The organism is Luteibacter sp. P1_D3 (assembly GCF_056406135.1).
On the sequence record NZ_JBFUAT010000035.1, the window covers coordinates 19,735 to 38,952 of the forward strand.

Here is a 19,218-nt window from a genome sequence, read left to right on the forward strand (position 1 = left end):
GGAAACTCCGGACAAGGCCGTGGAACTGGGGTCTGCGATGGTAGCAAAAGAGGGCATGTGGGATAAAAAAACCCGCGCCGTTACCGGCGCGGGTTCGAAGGCGTGAAACCTTGAAGCTGCTTACTTCTTGTCGGCAGCCGCGGCGTCGTGCGCTTCGGTCGTGATGCGGATCTTGATCTCGTCGGAGACGTTCGGCACGTAAGCGCCGACGCCGAAGTCCGAACGCTTGATCGTGGCCGTGGCGTCGAAGCCGGCGGTCTGGACCTTCATCATCGGGTGCGGGCCGACCTTGTTGACGGTGACGTCGAGGGTGACCGGCTTGGTGACGCCGTGCACGGTCAGATCGCCGACGACCTTGAGCTTGTCCTTACCGGCCGAGGTGACCTTGGTGCTCTTGAAGGTGACGGTCGGGAACTTGGCGGCGTCGAGGAAATCGGCCGACTTCAGGTGCTCATCGAGCTTCGGCACGAAGGTGTCGAGGCCGGCGAGCGGCAGGGTCGCTTCGACGGTGGACTTGGTCGGGGCGGCTTCGTCGTAGACGAGGGTGCCATCGACCTGGCCGAGGTTCGCGGTCGGGTTGGAGAAACCGAAGTGGTTCCAGCTGAAAAGGACCATGGTGTGGCCCGGGTCCAGCTTGTACGTGACCGGAGCGGCGGCAGCGGTGCCGGCGGTGGCGAGCAGGCCCGCGAGGGCGACGTAACGGAGTGCGCGCATGGTGAATCTCCTGCAGTGGGTTGGGTACTGCTGATGGCAGCGGGACCGGTTGGTCACCGCGGGAATGGGTCAGGCTATTTGTGCCGCTTCGTCGAAGGAAAGACGCGGCAGTCGACCGAAAAGATTGGTGTCCGGRTCGCCGTAACCGATGTTGATCAGGAAGTTGGACTTGATCTGGGTGCCGGCGAAAAACTCGGCGTCCACGCCGGCCTGGTCGAAGCCGGACATCGGGCCACAGTCGAGGCCGAGCGCGCGGGCCGCCATGATCAGGTAGGCGCCCTGCAGCGAGCCGTTGCGCGTACCCGACGCCTGGACCAGCGCTTCGTTGCCGACGAACCAGCTACGCGCATCGGCGTGCGGGAACAGCTGCGGCAGCTTTTCGTAGAAAGCGTAATCGGTGGCGACGATGGCGGTGACCGGCGCCTGCATCGTCTTCTCGGCGTTGCTCTCGGAGAGATACGGCTTGAGGCGCTGCTTGGCATCCGGCGACTTCACGAAGACGATGCGCATGGGCGAGGAGTTGGCCGCGGTGGGGCCGAACTTGGCGAGCTCGTACAAGCGGCGGATCTGCTCGTCGCTGACGTCCTTCGGCTGCCACGCGTTATAGGTGCGGGCGGTCAGGAAGAGCTGGTCAAGCGAAGCATCGGACAACGGAGCGCTCATGGATATCCTTGTACAGTGATGGATCGCCGGGGCCCCGGCATCCCGACAGTGTAAGCGTCATCAGCCGGTCCGTGACCGGTCGGCCAGGGAACGTACTGTGGCAAATTCGACAACAATGCTGCCCCAGGATGCCTGCTGGGTCGTGACAGATGGGGGGGCCGGCAATCGGAGGCAGGCGCTGGCCCTTGCCGAGGCCCTCACGCCGTCCATTCGCGAAATCGTGGTCGAGCTGCGCGCGCCCTGGTCGTGGTTCGCACCCCGCCAGTTGCCGGGTTCGCGCATGGCCCTGGGCCGCGACGACGAAAACCTGAGCCCACCCTGGCCAAGCCTGGTCATTGGCTGCGGCCGCAGCGCCGCCTGGGCGACGCGACAGATCCGCCAATGGTCCGGCGGCAGGACGCTGGCGGTGCAGTTGCTCGATCCACGGATCAATCCGGCGCACTGGGACCTGGTGATCGCGCCGAAGCATGATGCCCTCCGCGGTGAGAATGTACTCAATCCGCTGGGCTCGCTGCATCCCATCGACGACGCCTGGCTCGCCGACGGGCGCGACGCCTTCGCACCGTTCGCGGACCTGCCGTCGCCTCGGCTTGGCGTGCTGATCGGCGGCGCCCGTCGCGGCACGCCGTTCGACGACGATGCGGCGAGCGCCTTCCTCGCGGCCGTCAAGGCTCGGCATCGGGGGGAGGGTGGCTCTGTCCTGGTAGCCGCCTCGCGGCGGACACCGGAGGCGCAGCGGACTCGCATTCGCGACGCGTTCGCGGGCCTGCCAGGTGTCGTCTGGACCGACAGCGCGGACGGCGCCAACCCCTACCCCGGCATTCTCGGCTGGGCCGACCGGCTCGTGGTCACGCCGGACTCGGTAAACATGCTGTCCGAGGCCTGCGCGACGGGGCGACCCGTGCATACGTTCGTGTCGAAGCCGCTGCCGGAGAAGCTGGCACGTTTCCATCAGGAGCTACGCTCGGCGGGGTTGTTGCACGACATCGATGCGACCACCGCAGCCACACAGACACCGCTGCGCGAAACCGCGGCGATTGCCCGCGAAGTGCGAAGGCACCTGGGCCTGGACGAGCCTACGCTCCTGTAGGAGCCGATTCATCGGCGAGCTCTTCTTCCGTCCGGGTGGGGACCGGGGCCAGCAACCTGGGAGGAGCGCTGCTGCGCAGCGGAGTTATTTGCCATTCGCCGATGAATCGGCTCCTACACGTGTCTATTGCGATGAATCGGCTCTTTATGCATCGACGTAGCGGGCGGCGTCGCCGACCCAACGCGCGATGAGCCGCTCGCAACGTGCGGGATGGTCTTTCATCATCGCCTCGGCCACCCGCTGCACTTCCGGCATCAGATGCCCGTCCCGCGTGAGATCGGCGATGCGGAATTGGAGCTGACCGGTCTGGCGCGTGCCGAGCACTTCGCCCGGGCCCCGCAGTTCCAGGTCCTTCTCGGCGATGCGGAAGCCGTCGTTGGTTTCGCGCATCACCTGCAGGCGCTCGCGGGCCAGACGCGAGAGGGGCGTCTGATAGAGCAGTACACAGTTGGACGCGATGGCACCGCGCCCCACGCGACCGCGCAACTGATGCAACTGCGCCAGGCCGAGGCGCTCGCTGTTCTCGATCACCATCAGACTGGCATTGGGCACGTCCACGCCCACCTCGATCACGGTGGTCGCGACGAGCACGGCGATCTCGCCGGCCTTGAACGCGTCCATCACCGCCTGCTTTTCCTTCGGCTTCATACGGCCGTGGATCAGGCCGACGGCGAGGTCGGGCAAGGCGATCGTCAGCTCGGCATGCGCCACTTCCGCCGCCTGGGCGTTGAGCTGCTCGGACTCTTCGATCAAGGTACAGACCCAATACACTTGGCGCCCTTCGGTGCAGGCCGCATGGATGCGCTCCATGACGTCGTAGCGGCGCTCGTTGGAGATGGCGACGGTCTGCACGGGCGTGCGGCCGGGCGGCAGCTCGTCGATCGACGACACATCGAGATCCGCGTACGCACTCATCGCCAGCGTGCGCGGAATCGGCGTCGCGGTGAGCACCAGTTGGTGCGGAATGAGATCGCCCTCCGCGCCCTTGTCGCGCAGCGCCAGGCGCTGGTGCACGCCGAAGCGATGCTGCTCGTCGACGATGACCAGGCCCAGCTTCGCGAAGCTGACGCCTTCCTGCATGAGCGCATGCGTTCCTACCAGCACGTGCGCACCGCCGGCCGCACGAGCGAGCGCACTCTTGCGCGCCTTGCCCTGGACCTTGCCGGCGAGCCACTCCACTTCCAGGCCGAGCGGCTCGAGCCAGGCGCGGAAGTTGCGCAGGTGCTGTTCGGCGAGCAGTTCGGTCGGCGCCATCAGGGCGACCTGATAGCCGCTCTCGATCGCAGCCAGCGCGGCGAGCGCGGCAACCACGGTCTTGCCGCTACCTACGTCGCCCTGGACCAGACGCAACATCGGGTGCGCGCGTGCGAGATCGCGGGCGACTTCCTTGGAGACACGAGCCTGCGCTTTCGTGAGCGCAAACGGGAGTGCCGCGAGCAGCCGATCGCGCAAGGTACCGGCGCTCTTCAGCGCGGGTGACTTGCGCTTCTTCACCGCGGCACGCATGCGCCGCAAGGTGAGGTGCTGGGTGAGCAGTTCTTCGAATGCGAGACGCTGCTGTGCCGGGTGCGTGCCTTCGCCCAGTTGCCGAAGGTCGACGTCGGGCGGCGGACGATGCACATGAAGCAAGGCGTTGCGTAGCGAGGTCAGGCCCATGGGCCGGCCGATCTCGTCCGGAATCAGTTCAAGACGATCGTCCACGGGAAGGTGCGCGAGGGCGCGCGAGATCACACTGGCCAACCGGCGCGGACCAAGACCCTCGGTGGTCGGATAGACCGGCGTCAGGCGCTCATCGACCAGGACGGCTTCATCCGGTTCGATGCGCTGGTATTGCGGGTGGACGATCTCCAGCCCCTGGGGACCTTGCCGCACTTCACCGAAGCAAAGCAGCCGGGTGCCCTTGGCCAGCAGGTCCACCTGCGCTTTGCGGAAGTGGAAGAAGCGCAGCAGCAAGGGCCGGCCGGAATCGTCGCCGATGATCACTTTCAACTGGGGACGAAAGCGGAAACCGCGCTCGACGTGCTCGACGATCCCTTCCACCTGCGCGCGGTCGCCCGGGCGGAGGTCACCGATAGGTACGACCGTGGTCCGGTCTTCGTAGCGCAGCGGCAGGTGGAACCAGAGGTCCTGCACCTCGCGGAGGCCGAGCTTGCCCAGCGTGTCGGCAAGCGCAGGCCCGACACCGCCGAGTGTCGTCAGCGGTGCGCGTCCAGGATCCGCCGGCGGTGCTACCGGCGTGGTCGCTGCGCTTCGGGCCACGGAGCGTGCCGTGGATTACGGCAGGACGAGGATCGCGTCGACTTCGACCTGGGCGCCCTTGGGCAGGCCCGAGACTTCGATGGTCGAGCGTGCCGGGTACGGCTGCTGGAAGTACTCGGCCATCACCGCATTCACGGCGGCAAAGTTGCCCAGGTCCGTTACGTAGATACCCACGCGGACGATGTCCGCCAACTTGCCGCCCGCGGCTTCGGCCACGGCGACGAGGTTGTCGAACACGCGACGCGTCTGCAGGGTGATGTCGCCCTCGACGAGATTGCCGGTGGCGGGATCGAGCGGGATCTGGCCCGAAAAATACACCGTGTTACCCGCGCGAACGGCCTGGGAATACGGGCCGATGGCCGACGGTGCCTTTTCGGTGGCGATGGTGCTGCGGGTCATGGACTTTCCTCGGGGAAATGATTCCCAGAGTCTATCGCATGCTCTGTGTGGGAGCCGCTTCAGCGGCGATGGGTGCTTGCGTCACTCTGGCCCGCTGCCGCGGGATCGCCGATGAATCGGCTCCTACCGTCACCGGCGCCCGCCGGATTACAACGGGTGACGGTAGACGCCGCTGACCACACCGGTACGGCGGACACGACGCATGACGTCGGCCAGGTGCTTGCGATCCTTCACCTCGATGGCGAAGAGCAGCGTGGCTGCCGTGCTGTCGCGCTCGATGTACTCGACGTTCTCGATGTTCGAGCCGGCGTCGGCGATGGCCGCCGCCACCGTGGCGAGCACGCCCGGACGGTTGAGTACTTCGATACGGAGTTCGGCGCGGTAGTCGCCCTGCACGTCGCGGTCCCACTCGATGGCGACAATGCGCTCGGGTGTCTTGCGGAACTCGACCACGTTCGGGCATTCGACACGATGGACCACGATGCCCTTGCCCGATGACAGGAAGCCGACGATTTCGTCGCCCGGCAGCGGGTGACAGCAGTTGCCGAAGCTGAGCACGCCACGCTCCGCACCACTGATGCGGATCTTCTCGGCGTTGTGCTCCGGCGGCGCCTGCGGATGGGTCCCCTCGCGCGGCCCGAGCAGGGCGACGAGTTGCGTGGCGACCTGGTCGGCGAAGCGATTGCCGAGGGCGATCTCGGAGAGCAGTTCCTCGAGGCGCTTGAGCTTGGCGTCGTCGAGGAAACGATCGAGCGCGGCGGCCGGCACGGAGTCGAGGCTCAGGCCGCGCGCGTCGAGGGCGCGATCGAGCATGCGGTGACCGAAGTCGACCGCGTCCTCGTGCTGCAGATGCTTGAGGTACTGGCGAATCGCCGTGCGCGCCTTACCGGTGACGACGGCCTCCAGCCAGGCTGGGTTCGGCACGGCGGACGGCGCGGTGATGATCTCCACCTGCTGGCCGGAGATCAGGCGCGTACGCAGCGGTACCAGCTTCTTGTCGACGCGTGCCGCGACGGCATGGTCGCCCACATCGGTATGCACGGCATACGCAAAATCCAGTGCCGTGGCGTTGCGCGGCAGCGAGAAAATCTCGCCGCGCGGCGTGAACAGGTAGACCTCGTCCGGGAACAGGTCGATCTTGACGTTCTCGAGGAACTCGGCCGCCGAAGGCGTGTTGGCCTGGCTGTCCGCCAGCGCGGAAAGCCATTCGCGGGCGCGCGCCTGCGCGCTGTTCGCGGGACCGGAGTCCGACTTGTATGCCCAGTGCGCCGCGACACCCCGCTCGGCCACGGATTCCATTTCCGACGTACGGATCTGGATCTCGATCGGCGCGCCGAAGGGACCGAGCAGCACGGTGTGCAGCGACTGGTAGCCATTGCCCTTGGGAATGGCGATGAAATCCTTGAAGCGGGCATCCACCGGCTTGTACAGGCCGTGCACGGCACCGAGCGCCATGTAGCAGTGCATGGCCGAATCGGTGATGACGCGGAAGCCGTAGACATCCATCAGCTGGGCGAACGACTTGTGCTCGCCGCGCATCTTCGAATAGATGCTCCAGGCCGACTTGATCCGGCTGACCGCGCGGCCGGGAATCTTTTCCGCGGCGAGGCGCCCTTCCAGGGCCATCTCGATCTTCGCCATCGCTTCGCGGCGATTGCCCAGCGCGGCACGGATACGCTCGCCGATGATGCGGTGGCGATCCGGATACAACGCCTTGAAGCCGAGGTCCTGGAGCTCGGCCTTGAACTTGTTCATGCCCAGGCGCTGGGCGATCGGCGCGTAGATCTCGAGCGTTTCTCGGGCGATGCGGCGACGCGACTCGCCGTCTTTCGCGCCGAGCGTGCGCATGTTGTGCAGGCGATCGGACAGCTTGATCAGGATGACGCGCAGGTCGCGCGCCATCGCCAGCAGCATCTTCCGGAAGCTCTCGGCATCCGCTTCCTGGCGGCTGGAAAAACGCATCTTGTCGAGCTTGGTGACGCCGTCGACCAGCTCGGCGACGGTCTCGCCGAATTCACCAGCGAGTTCGTCACGCGCCAGCTTGGTGTCTTCGAGGGTGTCGTGCAGGATCGCCGCGATGATCGTTTCGGCATCCAGGCCGAGCTCGGCCAATACCTGCGCCACGGCCACGGGATGCGTGATGTAGGGCTCGCCCGATTTGCGGGTCTGTCCGTCGTGGGCGGCGGCACCGATCAAGAAGGCGCGGCGAATGCGCAGCACCTGTTCCCGGGGCATATAGGCGCCCACGCGCTCTTCCAGCGCCTGCACATACGGAGGCACCGGGCCATCATCGACCACGTCGGTCAGTTTTTTCGCAGGGATGACTTCCATGGGAGGGTCTGGCGCCTTAGCCGGCGCAGCCTCCCGCGCGCGGCCTCAGCAGCCGCGCGTCAACATGCGCAGTGTTCCGTTTATGACAGGGCCGACAGCGACCCGACGTCATCAGTCATCCCCACCCTTCGAGAGGTCGTCGTCCACTTCCGTGGCGGCCCACTCGAGGGCTTCACGCTCGGCACGCTCGCGGGCGGCACGGTCGATTTCGTCGATCATCTCGTCGTTGACGCGACGGTCGGCGATTTCGCGCAGGGCCAGCACGGTCGGCTTGTCGTTGGCGGGATCGATGGTCGGCTCGGCGCCCTTGGAGAGCTGACGGGCACGCTTGGTCGCCATGAGCACGAGCTCAAAGCGGTTGTCGACTACCTCAAGGCAGTCTTCGACGGTAATACGGGCCATTTCAAATCCTTGACAATTAAGACACTTCTGGTCGTGCAGTTTAGCGGTCCGGCCGGTTGGCTGGCAATCAGGGGAGGGGTATCATGCGCGGTTCTGGCCAGGACGGACGGGTATTAGTGCAAATAATAAAACCAAGCGGTACACTAAAGTATCGCCCCACCCGCAAAGTCGCCCCGATGCACCCCAACCTGATTTCCCGGATAGCCAGACCTGCGCTGGCCGCGTTCGCCACCGCCCTGCTTGCCGCGTGCCATATCGCACCGCCGCGCACGGACGACCCGAACGAGCACTTCAACCGGAACATGTACGCTTTCAACGACAAGCTGGACAAGGCGGTCATCCGCCCCGTCGCTGTCGGCTATCGGAAGGTGACCACGCCGGCCGTGCGTACGGCGGTGAGCGACTTCTATACCAATATCCGGCTGCCGATCACGGTGGCCAACGACCTGCTCCAGGCCCGCCCGAAGCAGGCCCTGCAGTCGACCAGCCGCTTCGTCGTCAACCTGACGATCGGTTTCCTCGGCTTCAAGGATCCGGCCAGCCTCCTCGGCATCCCGCTGGAAGACAACGATTTCGGCGTGACCCTGGCTCGCTGGGGCGTTCCCGAGGGCGACTACCTGGTCTTGCCGCTGGTCGGCCCGACCACGGTCCGCGACGTCTGGCGCCTGCCGGTCGACAGCTATTTCTTCGACCCGCTCAGCTATTACTCGCGCAACCACAGCTACAAGTATGGCCAGGAGTACATCCCGTCGGCCCTCTACCTCGTGACCCTGCGCTCGCGCGGTATCGATGCGGAGAGCTTCCTCGCCTCGGCCTACGACCCGTACGTGTTCATGCGTGACGCCTACCGCCAACAGCGCCTGTACCAGATCTACGACGGTAACCCGCCGGCCGGGGTCATCGAGCAGATGCAGGGCCTGAACGACAACCAGGGCTTCGATCCCGACAAGCTGCTCGACGAGCAGCACACGTGGGAACGCCAGAACGGCGAAAAGCCCGAGTAAAGAAAAAGGCCCGCAAGGGCCTTTTTCTTTACTCGGGCTTTCGTAGGAGCCGATTCATCGGCGATTGGGTGCTAGCGATAACCCGGCCCGCTGCCGCGGGATCGCCGATGAATCGGCTCCTACCGAGTGCGAAGAGTGGGGTTACAGCAGGTTTTCTACGCCGGAGACGCGAGCCAGGGCTTGCAGGCCTTCGGGCGTGTGCGTGACGGTGAGCGTCTTGCCCTGGGTACGCGCGTGGGCCAGCAACGCCAACAGCGTGGCGAGACCGGCGCTATCCGCGTGGGTCACACCGCTCAGGTCGAGCGTGGTTTGGCCGTTGCGGTCGAGCTCGGCCCGTGCGCTTTCGAGAGCCTGTGCCGCCGTGGCGAACGTCAGGGCGCCGGACAGCCCAAGGCTGCCCGGCGTCGTGGTCGTCAGCGAGAACGACGACGAGGTCACTTCTGCGCGCCGCCCTTGGCGCCGCCGGTATCCTTCTGGATATCGTCGATGGCTGCGCCGCCCTTCGATTCGAGGTCGGCGGTCAGCTTGTCGAGGCCTTCCTTCTTGATCTCGGCGTCGACCTGGTTGCGGTAGTTGGTGATGTACGAGATGCCCTCGATGATCACGTCATACGCCTTCCAGTCGCCGCTGGAGCTCTTGCGGAACGCGTAGTCGACCGAGACCGACTTGCCGTCGTCCAGCATGACCTGCGTACGCACCACGGTGCGCTTGTTGTTGAGGTCGTCGGTGAACGGCAGGACCTTCACGCGGCCGCGGGTGTAGTTGAGCAGGCCTTCGGCATAACGGTGCGTGATCGAGTTGTAGAACGCCTTGGCGAAGCGCTGACGCTGCTCCGGCGAGGCCTTGCTGGCGTTCTGGCCGAGCACCAGGATCGACGCGTAGTCGATGTCGAAGTGCGGCAGGAACGTGTCGTCGATCACCGCGATCAGCTTTTCGTGATCGTTCTTGAGCTCGGCCTGGTGGCCTTCGATGGCCTTGGCCAGGTCGTCCGAAATCGTCTGCACGATCTGCTGGGGGGTTGCACCCTGGGCGACGGCCGCCGGCGCGGGCGCCTGGGCGAACGCGGGAGCGGCGATGACGCCACCGACGGCGAGGGCGATGGCAAGGGAAAGCTGACGCAGCATGCGATGTCTCCTRGGTTCCGGCCTTATTTCTTGCCGGCGTTGTCGGGTGTGGTGCCGCCCTGGGCGCCACCGGATTTGTTGTCGCTCGGCGAACCGTTCACGAGGAACTTGCCGATCAGGTCTTCAAGCTGGAGTGCGGACTGCGTAAGGATCAGCTGGTCACCTTCGGCGAGGAAGGTCGGCGAGCCGCCCGGCTGGATCGCAACATACTGGCTGCCGATCAAACCGCTTGTGAACACCGCACCGGCCGAATCATCCGGTATCTGGGAGTAGCGCTTGTCGATCGCAAGGGTCACGGTGGCTTCGCTGCTGCCCGGCTTGATCGTCACCGAATCGACGCTGCCGATCGGCACACCGGCCATCTTCACCGCCGCGCCCGGCTGCAGGGCGCCGACGTTGGTGAAGTTACCGGTGACATGGAAGGTACCGCCCAGGCGATCCGGGGCGCTGCCGCCACCGAAGAACTTGCCGATCATCTCCTCCAGCTGCTGGGCCGGACGGGTCAGGCCGATCTCACCACCCTCCTTCACCGGGGTCTTGGACTGGCCGAACTGGATGCCGACGTACTGGTCGCCGAGCAGGCCGCTGGTGAAGATCGTGGCCACGGAATCCTGGGGGATGTCCTTGTGCCGGTCGTCGATCGACAGGGTGACCTTGGCTTCTTCCTTGCCGGGAACGAGCTCGATCGCCTGCACCGAACCGACACGTACGCCGGCGATCTTCACCGGGGCGCGGTTCTTCAGCTGGCCGATGTTGGCGAAGTGGGTTTCCACCGTGTAGCTGGAGCCCTGGCTGGCGTTGGCGACCGAGGTGGTCTGGGTGGCCAGGTAAGCGAGGGCGGCAAAGCCCAGCACGATGAACAGGCCGGTGCCGAAGGCATAGGAACGTCTCTGGGTCACGGCGCGATCCTCGAACGGGTAAAGAAGGAAGGGACAGTCATGGCGGGTCTCCGGTGCCTCAGATCAGGAACGAGGTGAGGACGAAGTCCAGCGCCAGGATGGCGATGGACGAAGCGACCACCGTGCGGGTCGTCGCATAGGCGACGCCTTCGCTGGTGGGCGGCGTGGTGTAGCCCTGGAACACCGCGATCAGGGAGACCACGATGCCGAAGGCGATGGATTTGAGCAGCACGCCGTCGATGATGTCCTTATGGACATCCACGGTGGCGGTCATGTTCGACCAGAAGGTGCCGTTGTCGATGCCCAGCCAGGTCACCCCGACCAGGTGCCCGCCGAAGACACCCATGGCGCAGAACACCACGGCGAGCAGGGGCAGCGCGATCACGCCGGCGAGGAAGCGGGGCGCGATGACGTACGCGATCGGATCGACCGCCATCATCTCCATGGCGTCGAGCTGGTCGGTCGCGCGCATCAGGCCGATCTCGGCGGTAACCGAAGTGCCGGCACGACCAGCGAACAGCAGCGCCGTCACCACGGGGCCCAGCTCGCGGTAGATCGCGATCGCGACCACCGTGCCGGTGGCCGAGGTGCCACCGAAGATCGAGAGCACGTCGTACAGCTGCAGCCCGAGCACCATGCCGACGAACAGCCCGCAGGTCATCACGATGGTCAGGCTCATCGCACCGACGAACCAGATCTGCCGGATCGTCTCGCGACCGTGGCGGAAGCTGCGCGGGATCGCCGCGAGGATCGTCAGCAGGAAGATGCCGCAGGCACCGATCTGGCTGAGGCTGCGGACGACGACATTGTCATTGCGTGCCGTCGTCATGCCTTGCCTCCTGGAAAACCGAGCGCCGTGGCGTAATCGCCGGCGGGATACTGGAACGGAACCGGGCCGTCGATCTGGCCACCGAAGAACTGGGCGGTCCACGGCGAGCCATCGCTGGCCAGCGTGGCCGGCGCACCCTGCGCCACGACCTTGCCGTTGGCGATGAGGTACACGTGATCGGCCACTTTCTGCACCGCGGCCAGCTCGTGCGCCACGAGCACCGAGGTGATGCCGAGGGTGTGGTTGAGCGTGCGGATGAGCAGCAGCACCTGGTTGAGCGAGATCGGATCCAGGCCGACGAAGGGCTCGTCGTAGAGGATCAGTGCGGGATCGAAGACGATCGCGCGAGCCAGGGCCACGCGCCGGGCCATGCCGCCGGACAGTTCGGTCGGCGACAGCCGCGCGGCGCCACGCAGGCCGACCGCCTCGAGCTTGTTGAGCACGATGTTACGGATCAGCTCTTCCGGCAGCTCGGTGTGCTGGCGCAGCGGGAAGGCCACGTTCTCGAACACGTCGAAGTCGGTGAGCAGGGCCGAGTTCTGGAACAGGTAGCCGATCCGCTCGCGCAGCCCGAACAGCTTCTCGCGGCTGAGCGACGGCACGTTCTCGCCGTCCACCTCGATCGTGCCCGCATCCCCGCGCATCTGCCCGGTAATGTGCTTGAGCAAGGTGGTCTTGCCGGTGCCGCTGGGGCCCATGATCGCGGTGACCTTGCCGCGAGGGATATCCAGATCGAGCTTGTCGAAGATGGTCTTGCCGTTGAGGACCGTGGTCAGTCCGCGTACGCGGACGATGGCGTCGTCGGTCATGGTGCGAGAAGCTCCTCGATCAGCGCCTCGTGGCGGCGAGCCGACGCAGGCGTGCGCTGGCGGACGGCGCGAACGATCGCCTGGAGGTCCGCCAGGGCGTCCTCGAAGCGGTCGTTGACGATGATGTAGTCGAACTCGTGCGCGTGGGCGATTTCCTCGCGCGAATTGAACAGGCGGCGCTCGATCACCTCGGGCGCGTCCGAGCCGCGGCCACGCAGGCGGCGCTCCAGCTCCACGCGCGAGGGGGGAAGGATGAAGACGCTCACGCAGTCGGGCTTGCCCTTGCGCACCTGGCGCGCGCCCTGCCAGTCGATCTCGAGGAGCACGTCGGCACCCTCGCAGAGCTTGCTCTCGACCACGGTACGCGAGGTGCCATAGAGGTTGCCGTGGACCTCGGCATGCTCGAGGAAGATGCCGTCGGCGATCTCGGCCTCGAAATCGACACGCTCCACGAAAAAGTAGTGGCGTCCGTACTGCTCGCCCACGCGCGGTGGTCGCGTCGTATGCGAAATGGACAGCGAGATGTCCGGCTCACGTTCGAGCAAGGCATTGACCAGCGTGGATTTTCCGGCTCCCGAAGGCGCGGCGACCACGAACAGCGTGCCGTCGATCATTCGTGGGTGTCTCGTAGGGAGTGCATGGCCTCTCCGGGAACCGGGCAAAWAGAGATTGTAGCGAAATTCTGCCCTCCCCCGGCTTTCGCTGGGGCTTCGGGCACGCTAGGCGGCCATGCCCTCGGTTCGCCAGGTGACGCTATGTGACAGGTCATGTCGCGATGTGTCGCTACACGTCGTCACAGATGAAATCTGTGCACCGGTTCGCATTTCTGGTATGCGCCGTCATAATTTCTTCACATTTATCCGAATTCGCGTCTCACGCGGGTTGGCACAGCATTTGCTCTATCGCTCCCTCGTACAGGGGGACCCGCCTTATTGGCATCCAACCGTCTAAATCCAACGTGGCTCAAGGGGAGCCGCGACGGCCTGTCGCACCCAAAATTCAGGAAATCGCCGTTTTGAATAGAGTTTTTCGGATCGTCTGGAATCGCGCACTCAACCAGTTCGTGGTCGCCTCTGAACTCTGCCGTTCGCGCGCCAAGGGCGCACGCTCCATCGGCGGCGCCTCCATGATCGCGACCACCAAGGGCCGCCTGGCGGCCGGCGTGATGCTCGCCCTGGCCGGGACCACCGGCGCCTTCGCGCATACGACGTCCATCGGCTACACGAATTCGGGCAACAACTCGCTGTCGTTCTATTACGGCACCTACCACCTCGCCGACGAAACGACGTACACGGAAGGCTCGCTGCACCTCACCTCGACGGCCGGCTTCGACCAGACCGTTTCGTTCGACATCCTGACCGGCACCAAGCCCACGGGCCTGGTCGACGGCGACACGAACTTCTACTCGGACGGCACCAAGCTCATCGGCACGCCGAATCGCGTCATCGCGAACTGGCAGGGCGTGACGTTCGATAACCTGGTCCACGGCACCTACACCTTCACCTACGTCCCCATCGCCAATCCGACCCAGGTCTGGCAGCCGATCGACAACGTGATCCTGTCCAGCACGATCACGATCATCAATGCCGACCTCAGCACGGCGCCGCATGTGGTAGCCGGCCAGGTCGTCGACCAGACCTATGCGATCGATCCGTTGATCATGGACGGCGGCATGGTGAAGAACACCGCCGACGGCACGATGAGCCAGATGGTCAGCATCACCAACAACAACGGCACGTTCGACACCAACGGCCATAACCTCACGCTCACTGGCGAGATGGATGGCCGCGGGGCTCTCATCAAGCAGGGCGAAGGCACGCTCAACCTGCGTGGCGACAACACGTCGGTCGGTGAAATCGACCTCAACGGCGGCGCCATCAACGTCCTTTCGGACGCTGCACTGGGCGATACCAGCAACGATCTCAAGTTCAACGGTGGCGCGCTGCAGTGGGGCGCCGGCTTCGATCTCAACAGCGGTCGCAACGTGACGCTCGGCGCGGGCGGCGGCACGCTCGACCTGCAGACGTACAACAGCAATGTCGCCAATGTCATCTCGGGTACCGGCTCGCTGACCAAGACCGGCTCCGGCACGCTCACCTTGTCTGGTGCGAACACCTATACCGGTGATACCCATGTTGCCGGGGGCGATCTGATCGTCGCGAGCAACGGGAAGCTCGGCACGGGCGTGCTGAACGTCGACACCGGCTCCGCCGTGACGATGAACAACGCCACGCAGACCGTGGCGGGCCTCGCTGGCGCGGGCAATGTCGACCTCGAAGGCACGACGCTGACCCTCAGCGGCAACGGCGCCTCGACCACGTACGACGGTGTGCTCTCCGGCACCGGCGGCCTGATCAAGAACGGCAGCAGCACGCAGGTCCTGACGGGCAGCAACACCTACAGCGGTGGCACGACCGTCAACGCCGGCACGCTCGCTTTCTCCAGCGATGCCAACCTCGGCAATGCGACAGGCAGCCTGACCCTCAACGGCGGCACGCTCGAAGCGACCGGCACCGGTAGCACGGCACGCGACATCCACGTGGCCGGTGGCGCCATCGCGGTGGACGCCGGTCAGCAGCTGACCTCGACCGGAAGCGTCAGCGGTACCGGTGGACTGATCAAGAGCGGCAACGGCACCCTGGTCGTCAACGGCGTCGCCTCGCAGGCCGGCGGCGTGACGGCGAACGGTGGCACGCTCGCCCTGGGCGGCACCAATACCTATACCGGTGACACGACCATCAACACCGGCGCGACCATCCAGGTCTCGCGCGACAACAACCTCGGCGCCTCCGCGAACCAGGTCGATCTCGACGGCGGCGCGCTGATCGCGACCGGAAGCTTCACGACGGCGCGCGACGTGACTGTCGGCAGCGCCGGCAGCAGCCTAGGTGCCAGCACGGGCAATACGCTCACATCGACGGGCGTCGTGTCCGGCAGCGGCACGTTGAACACGCAGGGCGCCGGAACCCTCGTGCTCGACGGTACGAATATCTACACCGGTGGCACCGCGATCCATGATGGTGTCGTGCAGATTTCCTCCGATGCGAATCTCGGCGCGGCGGGCGGTGCCATCACCTTGCTCGGTGGCAGCCTGCACAGCACCGACGACATCACCAGCACACGCGCCGTCACCACCAGCGGCGCTGGCGGCTTCGATGTCGATGCGGACACGACGTTCACCACGTCCGGTGCGGTCAACGGCACGGGCGGCCTGGTGAAGAATGGCGAGGGCACCCTCGCGATCTCCGGCGTGCTCAGCCAGACAGGTGGCACAACGGTCAACGATGGCACGCTGGCGCTGTCGGGCAACAACAGCTACCACGGCGGCAACACCCTCAACGGCGGCACGCTCCAGATCGCCAGCGATGCCAACCTCGGCGACGCCAGCAACCATGTCGCCTTCCAGGGCGGCCAGCTGCAGGTGACCGGCGATACCAGCACGACGCGTACCTTCGACACCACCGCCGGCTCCAGCGCCGATCTCGTCGTCGACGCTGGCAAGACGTTCGCCGTCGACGGCACGGTGCAGGGCAACGGCGGTCTCGTGGCGTCGGGTAACGGCACGCTCGTCCTCGGTGGCAACAACACGTATACCGGTGGCACGCTGGTCCATGGCGGCACGGTGCAGATCGGCAACGATGCGGCACTCGGTGCCGCTTCTGGCGCCATCACCCTCGCCGGTGGCACGCTGCACACGACAGGCGATGTCGCTTCGGCGCGCAACGTCACGTTGAGCGGCGGCGACTTCGCCATCGACCAGGGCACCACCTTTGCCACGACCGGCAACGTCGCCGGCAACGGCGGCCTGGTCAAGAACGGCAGCGGCACGCTCGAAATCGACGGCGTGGCCTCGCACACTGGCGGCACCACGATCAACGACGGCACCCTGGTGCTGACGGGCAACAACGGCTACACCGGCGGCACGACGCTCAACGGCGGCACGCTGCAGGTCGCCAGCGACGCCAATCTCGGCAATACGTCCGGGGCCCTGGTCTTCAACGGCGGCACGCTCCACGCCACCGGCGACGTAAGCGGCACGCGTGCCCTCACGCTGAATGCCGATGCGGTTATCGCGACGGATGCCGGTGCGAGCTTCGCGACGTCGGGTACGGTTTCCGGCAACGGTGGTGTAACGAAGAACGGCGACGGCACGCTGATCCTCAGCGGCAACAATACGTACACGGGTGCGACCACGATCGACGCCGGCACGCTGCAGATCGCGTCCGACACCAATCTCGGCGCGTCGACGTCCGCCCTGACCTTCAACGGCGGCTCGCTGCACACCACCGGCAATATCGTCACCCAGCGCACGCTCAACCTCGCCGGCAATGCCACGGTCGTCAACGACGCCGGCACCTCGTTTACCGCCGCCGGAGCAATCGTCGGCAACGGTGGCCTGGTCAAGGACGGCGCAGGCACGCTCTCGATCACCGGCGTCGCATCGCACACCGGTGGCACGACCGTGAACGAAGGCACGCTGGTGCTCTCGGGCAACAATACCTACACCGGCGGCACCGTGATCAACGGCGGCACGCTGAGCATCGCCAGCGATGCCAACCTGGGTGATGCCGCCAATGCCGTCACGCTCAACGGCGGCAACCTGACGGTGACCTCGAGCATCACGACCGCGCGCAACATCGTCGTCGACAACGGCGGCGGCTCGATTACCACGGACGCCGGCGCCACGCTCAGCCAGACGGGCAGCATCTCCGGCAACGGCACGCTGACCAAGCTCGGCGGCGGTACGCTGATCGTCAGCGGCAACAACAGCTTCACCGGTGGCACGCTGGTCAACGGCGGCACCATCCGCATCGACAGCGGTTCGTCACTGGGTACCGGCGACATCATCCTGCAAGGCGGCACGCTGCAGACCTATGCGACCCTCGGCACGGGCCAGACGGTGCTGGTCAGCGGCAACTCGGGCGTGAATGTCTCTGCCGGCACCACCACCGTGCTGTCGGGCGACATCAACACCAGTGGTGCCTCGGGCTGCTTCATCAAGAGCGGCGCCGGTGCACTGAGCCTCACCGGCAAAGCGTCGCTCGACCAGGGTACCTGCGTGCAGAACGGTATCCTTCGCGCGAACGGCACGCTCAACAGCAGCTTCGTCAATGTCGACGCGATCGGCACGCTGCGTGGCGTCGGTGTCATCAACGGTCCGGTCAACGTGACAGGCCGCCTGGCACCGGGTAATTCGCCGGGCACGCTCACCGTCAACGGTACGGTGACGATGAATGCGGGCAGCACCTTCGAAGCCGACATCGATGGCAAGGGGACCGGCACGGGCGCAGGCAACTACTCCCGCTTGCTCGTGATCGGCGCGGGTCATCAGTTCATCGCCAATGGCACGCTGGCACCGCTGCTTCGCGGCATCACCGGTGACGCGAGCAATACGTTCACGCCGACGCTGGGCGATACCTACCGTATCGTCACCGCCGAAGGCGGCATCGTCGGACGCTTCAGCAGCCTCGACCAGCCGAGCGTCGGCCTGCCTGCCAACACGCGCTTCCTGGCCTTCTACAATCTCGCCAACAGCAACAGCATCGACCTGCGCGTCGTGCCGAAGGCCTATAGCGAGTTCCTCGGCACGGGTGCCACGCGCAATACGCTGGCGCTGGCCGGTGCGCTGGACCGCGCGGTGGATGCGCAGATCGCCGGCAACGGCGCGGCCTATACCGCTGTCGTCAATGCCATCGGTGCGCTCGATACCGGTCGCATCGCGGACACCGTCAAGGCGATGGCCGGCGAAGTGCACGCCGACCAGGCCGCCGCGGCACGCGGCATGGGTCTGGCGCTCAACCGCGACGCCTTCGACCACCTGGGCACCGACACGACCAACCCGGCCAACAAGGTCTGGGCGAACGTAACGCAGGACGGCCAGCGCTTCGTCGCCGATAACCAGGGCTCCGGCTACAACGCCAGCACCAGCCACGTCACGGCGGGTGTCGACGTGTTCGCAAACGACGCCACGGTGATCGGCGTGGGCGCGTCGCATGGCGAGAGCAACATCATCGCCACCGGCGGCCAGGGCACCATCCGCGGCAATGCCGGCCTGATCTACGCCCAGCAGAAGGCCGGTGCCGTCATCGTCGACGGTGTCGTGTCCTACGGTTCGGACGACTGGTCGAGCCGTCGCATGGATCCGTTCGGCAACGGCTCGCTCGAAACGCGTACGGAGGGTCATGACACGATGGCCAGCCTCACGGCGCGCCTTCCGCTGGATGCCGGTGGCCTGCGCGTCGAGCCGTATGCCGGTGTGATCTGGCAGAAGGTGGAACGTGATGCGGTGAACGAGACGGGCACGTCGCCGGCGGCACTGTCGCTGGACAAGCTGTCCGTGACCGGCACCCGTGCCCTGGTGGGCGTGACCGCCGGCTCGAAGGCGAACGATCCGCTCGCGTCCGAGCTGACCTGGCGTGTCGGTGTGGCCGGTGGTGTGGATTCCGGCAAGCTGCTCGATCCGACGGTGCGCGCTCAGCTCGCCGGCGAACAGTTCGCGACCAAGGCACCGGACGCCGGTCGCGGTTTCGTGCAGTTCAACGCGAACGGCACCATGCGTCTTGCCCACAACACGTACCTTTACGGCGGCCTCACCGCCGAACAGGGTTCGGGTCGGACGGCTTACGGTGTGACCGCCGGTGTGCGCGTCGCCTTCTGAGGCAACGCATCCGGTTAGCAAGGAAAAAGCCCGCTTC

15 protein-coding genes are annotated in these 19,218 nt (G+C 65.8%); 3 read left to right on the forward strand and 12 right to left on the reverse strand.

The window, feature by feature from the left end; genetic code table 11:
* Positions 1-120: 120 nt before the first annotated feature.
* Together AC1DYM_RS18815 and AC1DYM_RS18820 are read right to left on the reverse strand one after the other, a co-directional pair.
* Positions 121-714, reverse strand: coding sequence for a YceI family protein (locus AC1DYM_RS18815; protein WP_159890117.1), 594 nt, complete (start codon positions 712-714; stop codon positions 121-123).
* Between the two features lie 69 nt (positions 715-783).
* On the reverse strand, positions 784-1,377 hold the full coding sequence (locus tag AC1DYM_RS18820; protein ID WP_046968043.1) for a malonic semialdehyde reductase: 594 nt from the start codon (positions 1,375-1,377) through the stop codon (positions 784-786).
* Between the two features lie 115 nt (positions 1,378-1,492).
* Here AC1DYM_RS18820 and AC1DYM_RS18825 point away from each other — a divergent pair, with 115 nt between their 5' ends.
* Positions 1,493-2,467 (forward strand): mitochondrial fission ELM1 family protein, encoded by a 975-nt coding sequence (locus tag AC1DYM_RS18825; RefSeq protein ID WP_477340954.1) that lies wholly within the window; start codon positions 1,493-1,495, stop codon positions 2,465-2,467.
* Positions 2,468-2,611: 144 nt separating this feature from the next.
* Here AC1DYM_RS18825 and recG read toward each other — a convergent pair whose 3' ends face one another.
* The 4 genes from recG to rpoZ form a co-directional block, all read right to left on the reverse strand.
* Positions 2,612-4,726: an ATP-dependent DNA helicase RecG gene (gene recG, locus AC1DYM_RS18830; RefSeq protein ID WP_477340924.1), complete on the reverse strand. Its 2,115-nt coding sequence runs from the start codon at positions 4,724-4,726 to the stop codon at positions 2,612-2,614.
* 15 nt (positions 4,727-4,741) lie between these two features.
* Entirely contained in the window at positions 4,742-5,125 is a 384-nt protein-coding gene (locus AC1DYM_RS18835; protein WP_046968046.1) for a RidA family protein, read from the reverse strand.
* 147 nt (positions 5,126-5,272) lie between these two features.
* On the reverse strand, positions 5,273-7,456 hold the full coding sequence (locus AC1DYM_RS18840; protein ID WP_477340926.1) for a RelA/SpoT family protein: 2,184 nt from the start codon (positions 7,454-7,456) through the stop codon (positions 5,273-5,275).
* Between the two features lie 111 nt (positions 7,457-7,567).
* On the reverse strand, positions 7,568-7,858 hold the full coding sequence (gene rpoZ / locus AC1DYM_RS18845; RefSeq protein WP_046968048.1) for a DNA-directed RNA polymerase subunit omega: 291 nt from the start codon (positions 7,856-7,858) through the stop codon (positions 7,568-7,570).
* Between the two features lie 176 nt (positions 7,859-8,034).
* Between rpoZ and AC1DYM_RS18850 the strand changes: the two genes are divergently transcribed.
* Positions 8,035-8,862 carry an MlaA family lipoprotein gene (locus AC1DYM_RS18850; protein WP_477340928.1) on the forward strand — a complete coding sequence of 276 codons (828 nt, stop codon included), beginning with the start codon at positions 8,035-8,037 and terminating at the stop codon, positions 8,860-8,862.
* 141 nt (positions 8,863-9,003) lie between these two features.
* Here AC1DYM_RS18850 and AC1DYM_RS18855 read toward each other — a convergent pair whose 3' ends face one another.
* From AC1DYM_RS18855 to gmk, 6 genes are read right to left on the reverse strand one after another with little or no spacing between them, the layout of a single operon-like run.
* Complete coding sequence (locus AC1DYM_RS18855) at positions 9,004-9,300, reverse strand: STAS domain-containing protein (RefSeq protein ID WP_477340930.1); 297 nt, start codon at positions 9,298-9,300, stop codon at positions 9,004-9,006.
* The gene (locus tag AC1DYM_RS18860; protein ID WP_046968051.1) at positions 9,297-9,986 is read right to left on the reverse strand and encodes an MlaC/ttg2D family ABC transporter substrate-binding protein; all 690 of its coding nucleotides are present in this window, start codon (positions 9,984-9,986) and stop codon (positions 9,297-9,299) included. The genes AC1DYM_RS18855 and AC1DYM_RS18860 overlap by 4 nt, the downstream gene beginning before the upstream one ends.
* A gap of 23 nt (positions 9,987-10,009) precedes the next feature.
* Complete coding sequence (mlaD, locus tag AC1DYM_RS18865; protein ID WP_477340932.1) at positions 10,010-10,885, reverse strand: outer membrane lipid asymmetry maintenance protein MlaD; 876 nt, start codon at positions 10,883-10,885, stop codon at positions 10,010-10,012.
* A 58-nt stretch (positions 10,886-10,943) separates the two neighbouring features.
* The gene (mlaE, locus tag AC1DYM_RS18870) at positions 10,944-11,714 is read right to left on the reverse strand and encodes a lipid asymmetry maintenance ABC transporter permease subunit MlaE (RefSeq protein ID WP_159890099.1); all 771 of its coding nucleotides are present in this window, start codon (positions 11,712-11,714) and stop codon (positions 10,944-10,946) included.
* Complete coding sequence (locus AC1DYM_RS18875) at positions 11,711-12,523, reverse strand: ABC transporter ATP-binding protein (RefSeq protein WP_046968054.1); 813 nt, start codon at positions 12,521-12,523, stop codon at positions 11,711-11,713. Before AC1DYM_RS18875 ends, mlaE begins: the two co-directional genes overlap by 4 nt.
* Complete coding sequence (gene gmk, locus AC1DYM_RS18880; RefSeq protein ID WP_046968055.1) at positions 12,520-13,137, reverse strand: guanylate kinase; 618 nt, start codon at positions 13,135-13,137, stop codon at positions 12,520-12,522. Before gmk ends, AC1DYM_RS18875 begins: the two co-directional genes overlap by 4 nt.
* Before the next feature lie 401 nt (positions 13,138-13,538).
* Between gmk and AC1DYM_RS18885 the strand changes: the two genes are divergently transcribed.
* Complete coding sequence (locus AC1DYM_RS18885) at positions 13,539-19,181, forward strand: autotransporter-associated beta strand repeat-containing protein (RefSeq protein WP_477340935.1); 5,643 nt, start codon at positions 13,539-13,541, stop codon at positions 19,179-19,181.
* Positions 19,182-19,218: the final 37 nt, after the last annotated feature.

Bases quoted from the DNA above. Each gene is read 5' to 3' on its own strand.
- AC1DYM_RS18860 (WP_046968051.1), bottom strand. From the start codon at position 9,986: ATGCTGCGTCAGCTTTCCCTTGCCATCGCCCTCGCCGTCGGTGGCGTC.
- AC1DYM_RS18875 (WP_046968054.1), bottom strand. From the start codon at position 12,523: ATGACCGACGACGCCATCGTCCGCGTACGCGGACTGACCACGGTCCTC.
- AC1DYM_RS18825 (WP_477340954.1), top strand. From the start codon at position 1,493: ATGCTGCCCCAGGATGCCTGCTGGGTCGTGACAGATGGGGGGGCCGGC.
- AC1DYM_RS18815 (WP_159890117.1), bottom strand. From the start codon at position 714: ATGCGCGCACTCCGTTACGTCGCCCTCGCGGGCCTGCTCGCCACCGCC.
- mlaE (WP_159890099.1), bottom strand. From the start codon at position 11,714: ATGACGACGGCACGCAATGACAATGTCGTCGTCCGCAGCCTCAGCCAG.
- AC1DYM_RS18850 (WP_477340928.1), top strand. From the start codon at position 8,035: ATGCACCCCAACCTGATTTCCCGGATAGCCAGACCTGCGCTGGCCGCG.
- AC1DYM_RS18840 (WP_477340926.1), bottom strand. From the start codon at position 7,456: ATGGAAGTCATCCCTGCGAAAAAACTGACCGACGTGGTCGATGATGGC.
- rpoZ (WP_046968048.1), bottom strand. From the start codon at position 7,858: ATGGCCCGTATTACCGTCGAAGACTGCCTTGAGGTAGTCGACAACCGC.
- gmk (WP_046968055.1), bottom strand. From the start codon at position 13,137: ATGATCGACGGCACGCTGTTCGTGGTCGCCGCGCCTTCGGGAGCCGGA.
- AC1DYM_RS18835 (WP_046968046.1), bottom strand. From the start codon at position 5,125: ATGACCCGCAGCACCATCGCCACCGAAAAGGCACCGTCGGCCATCGGC.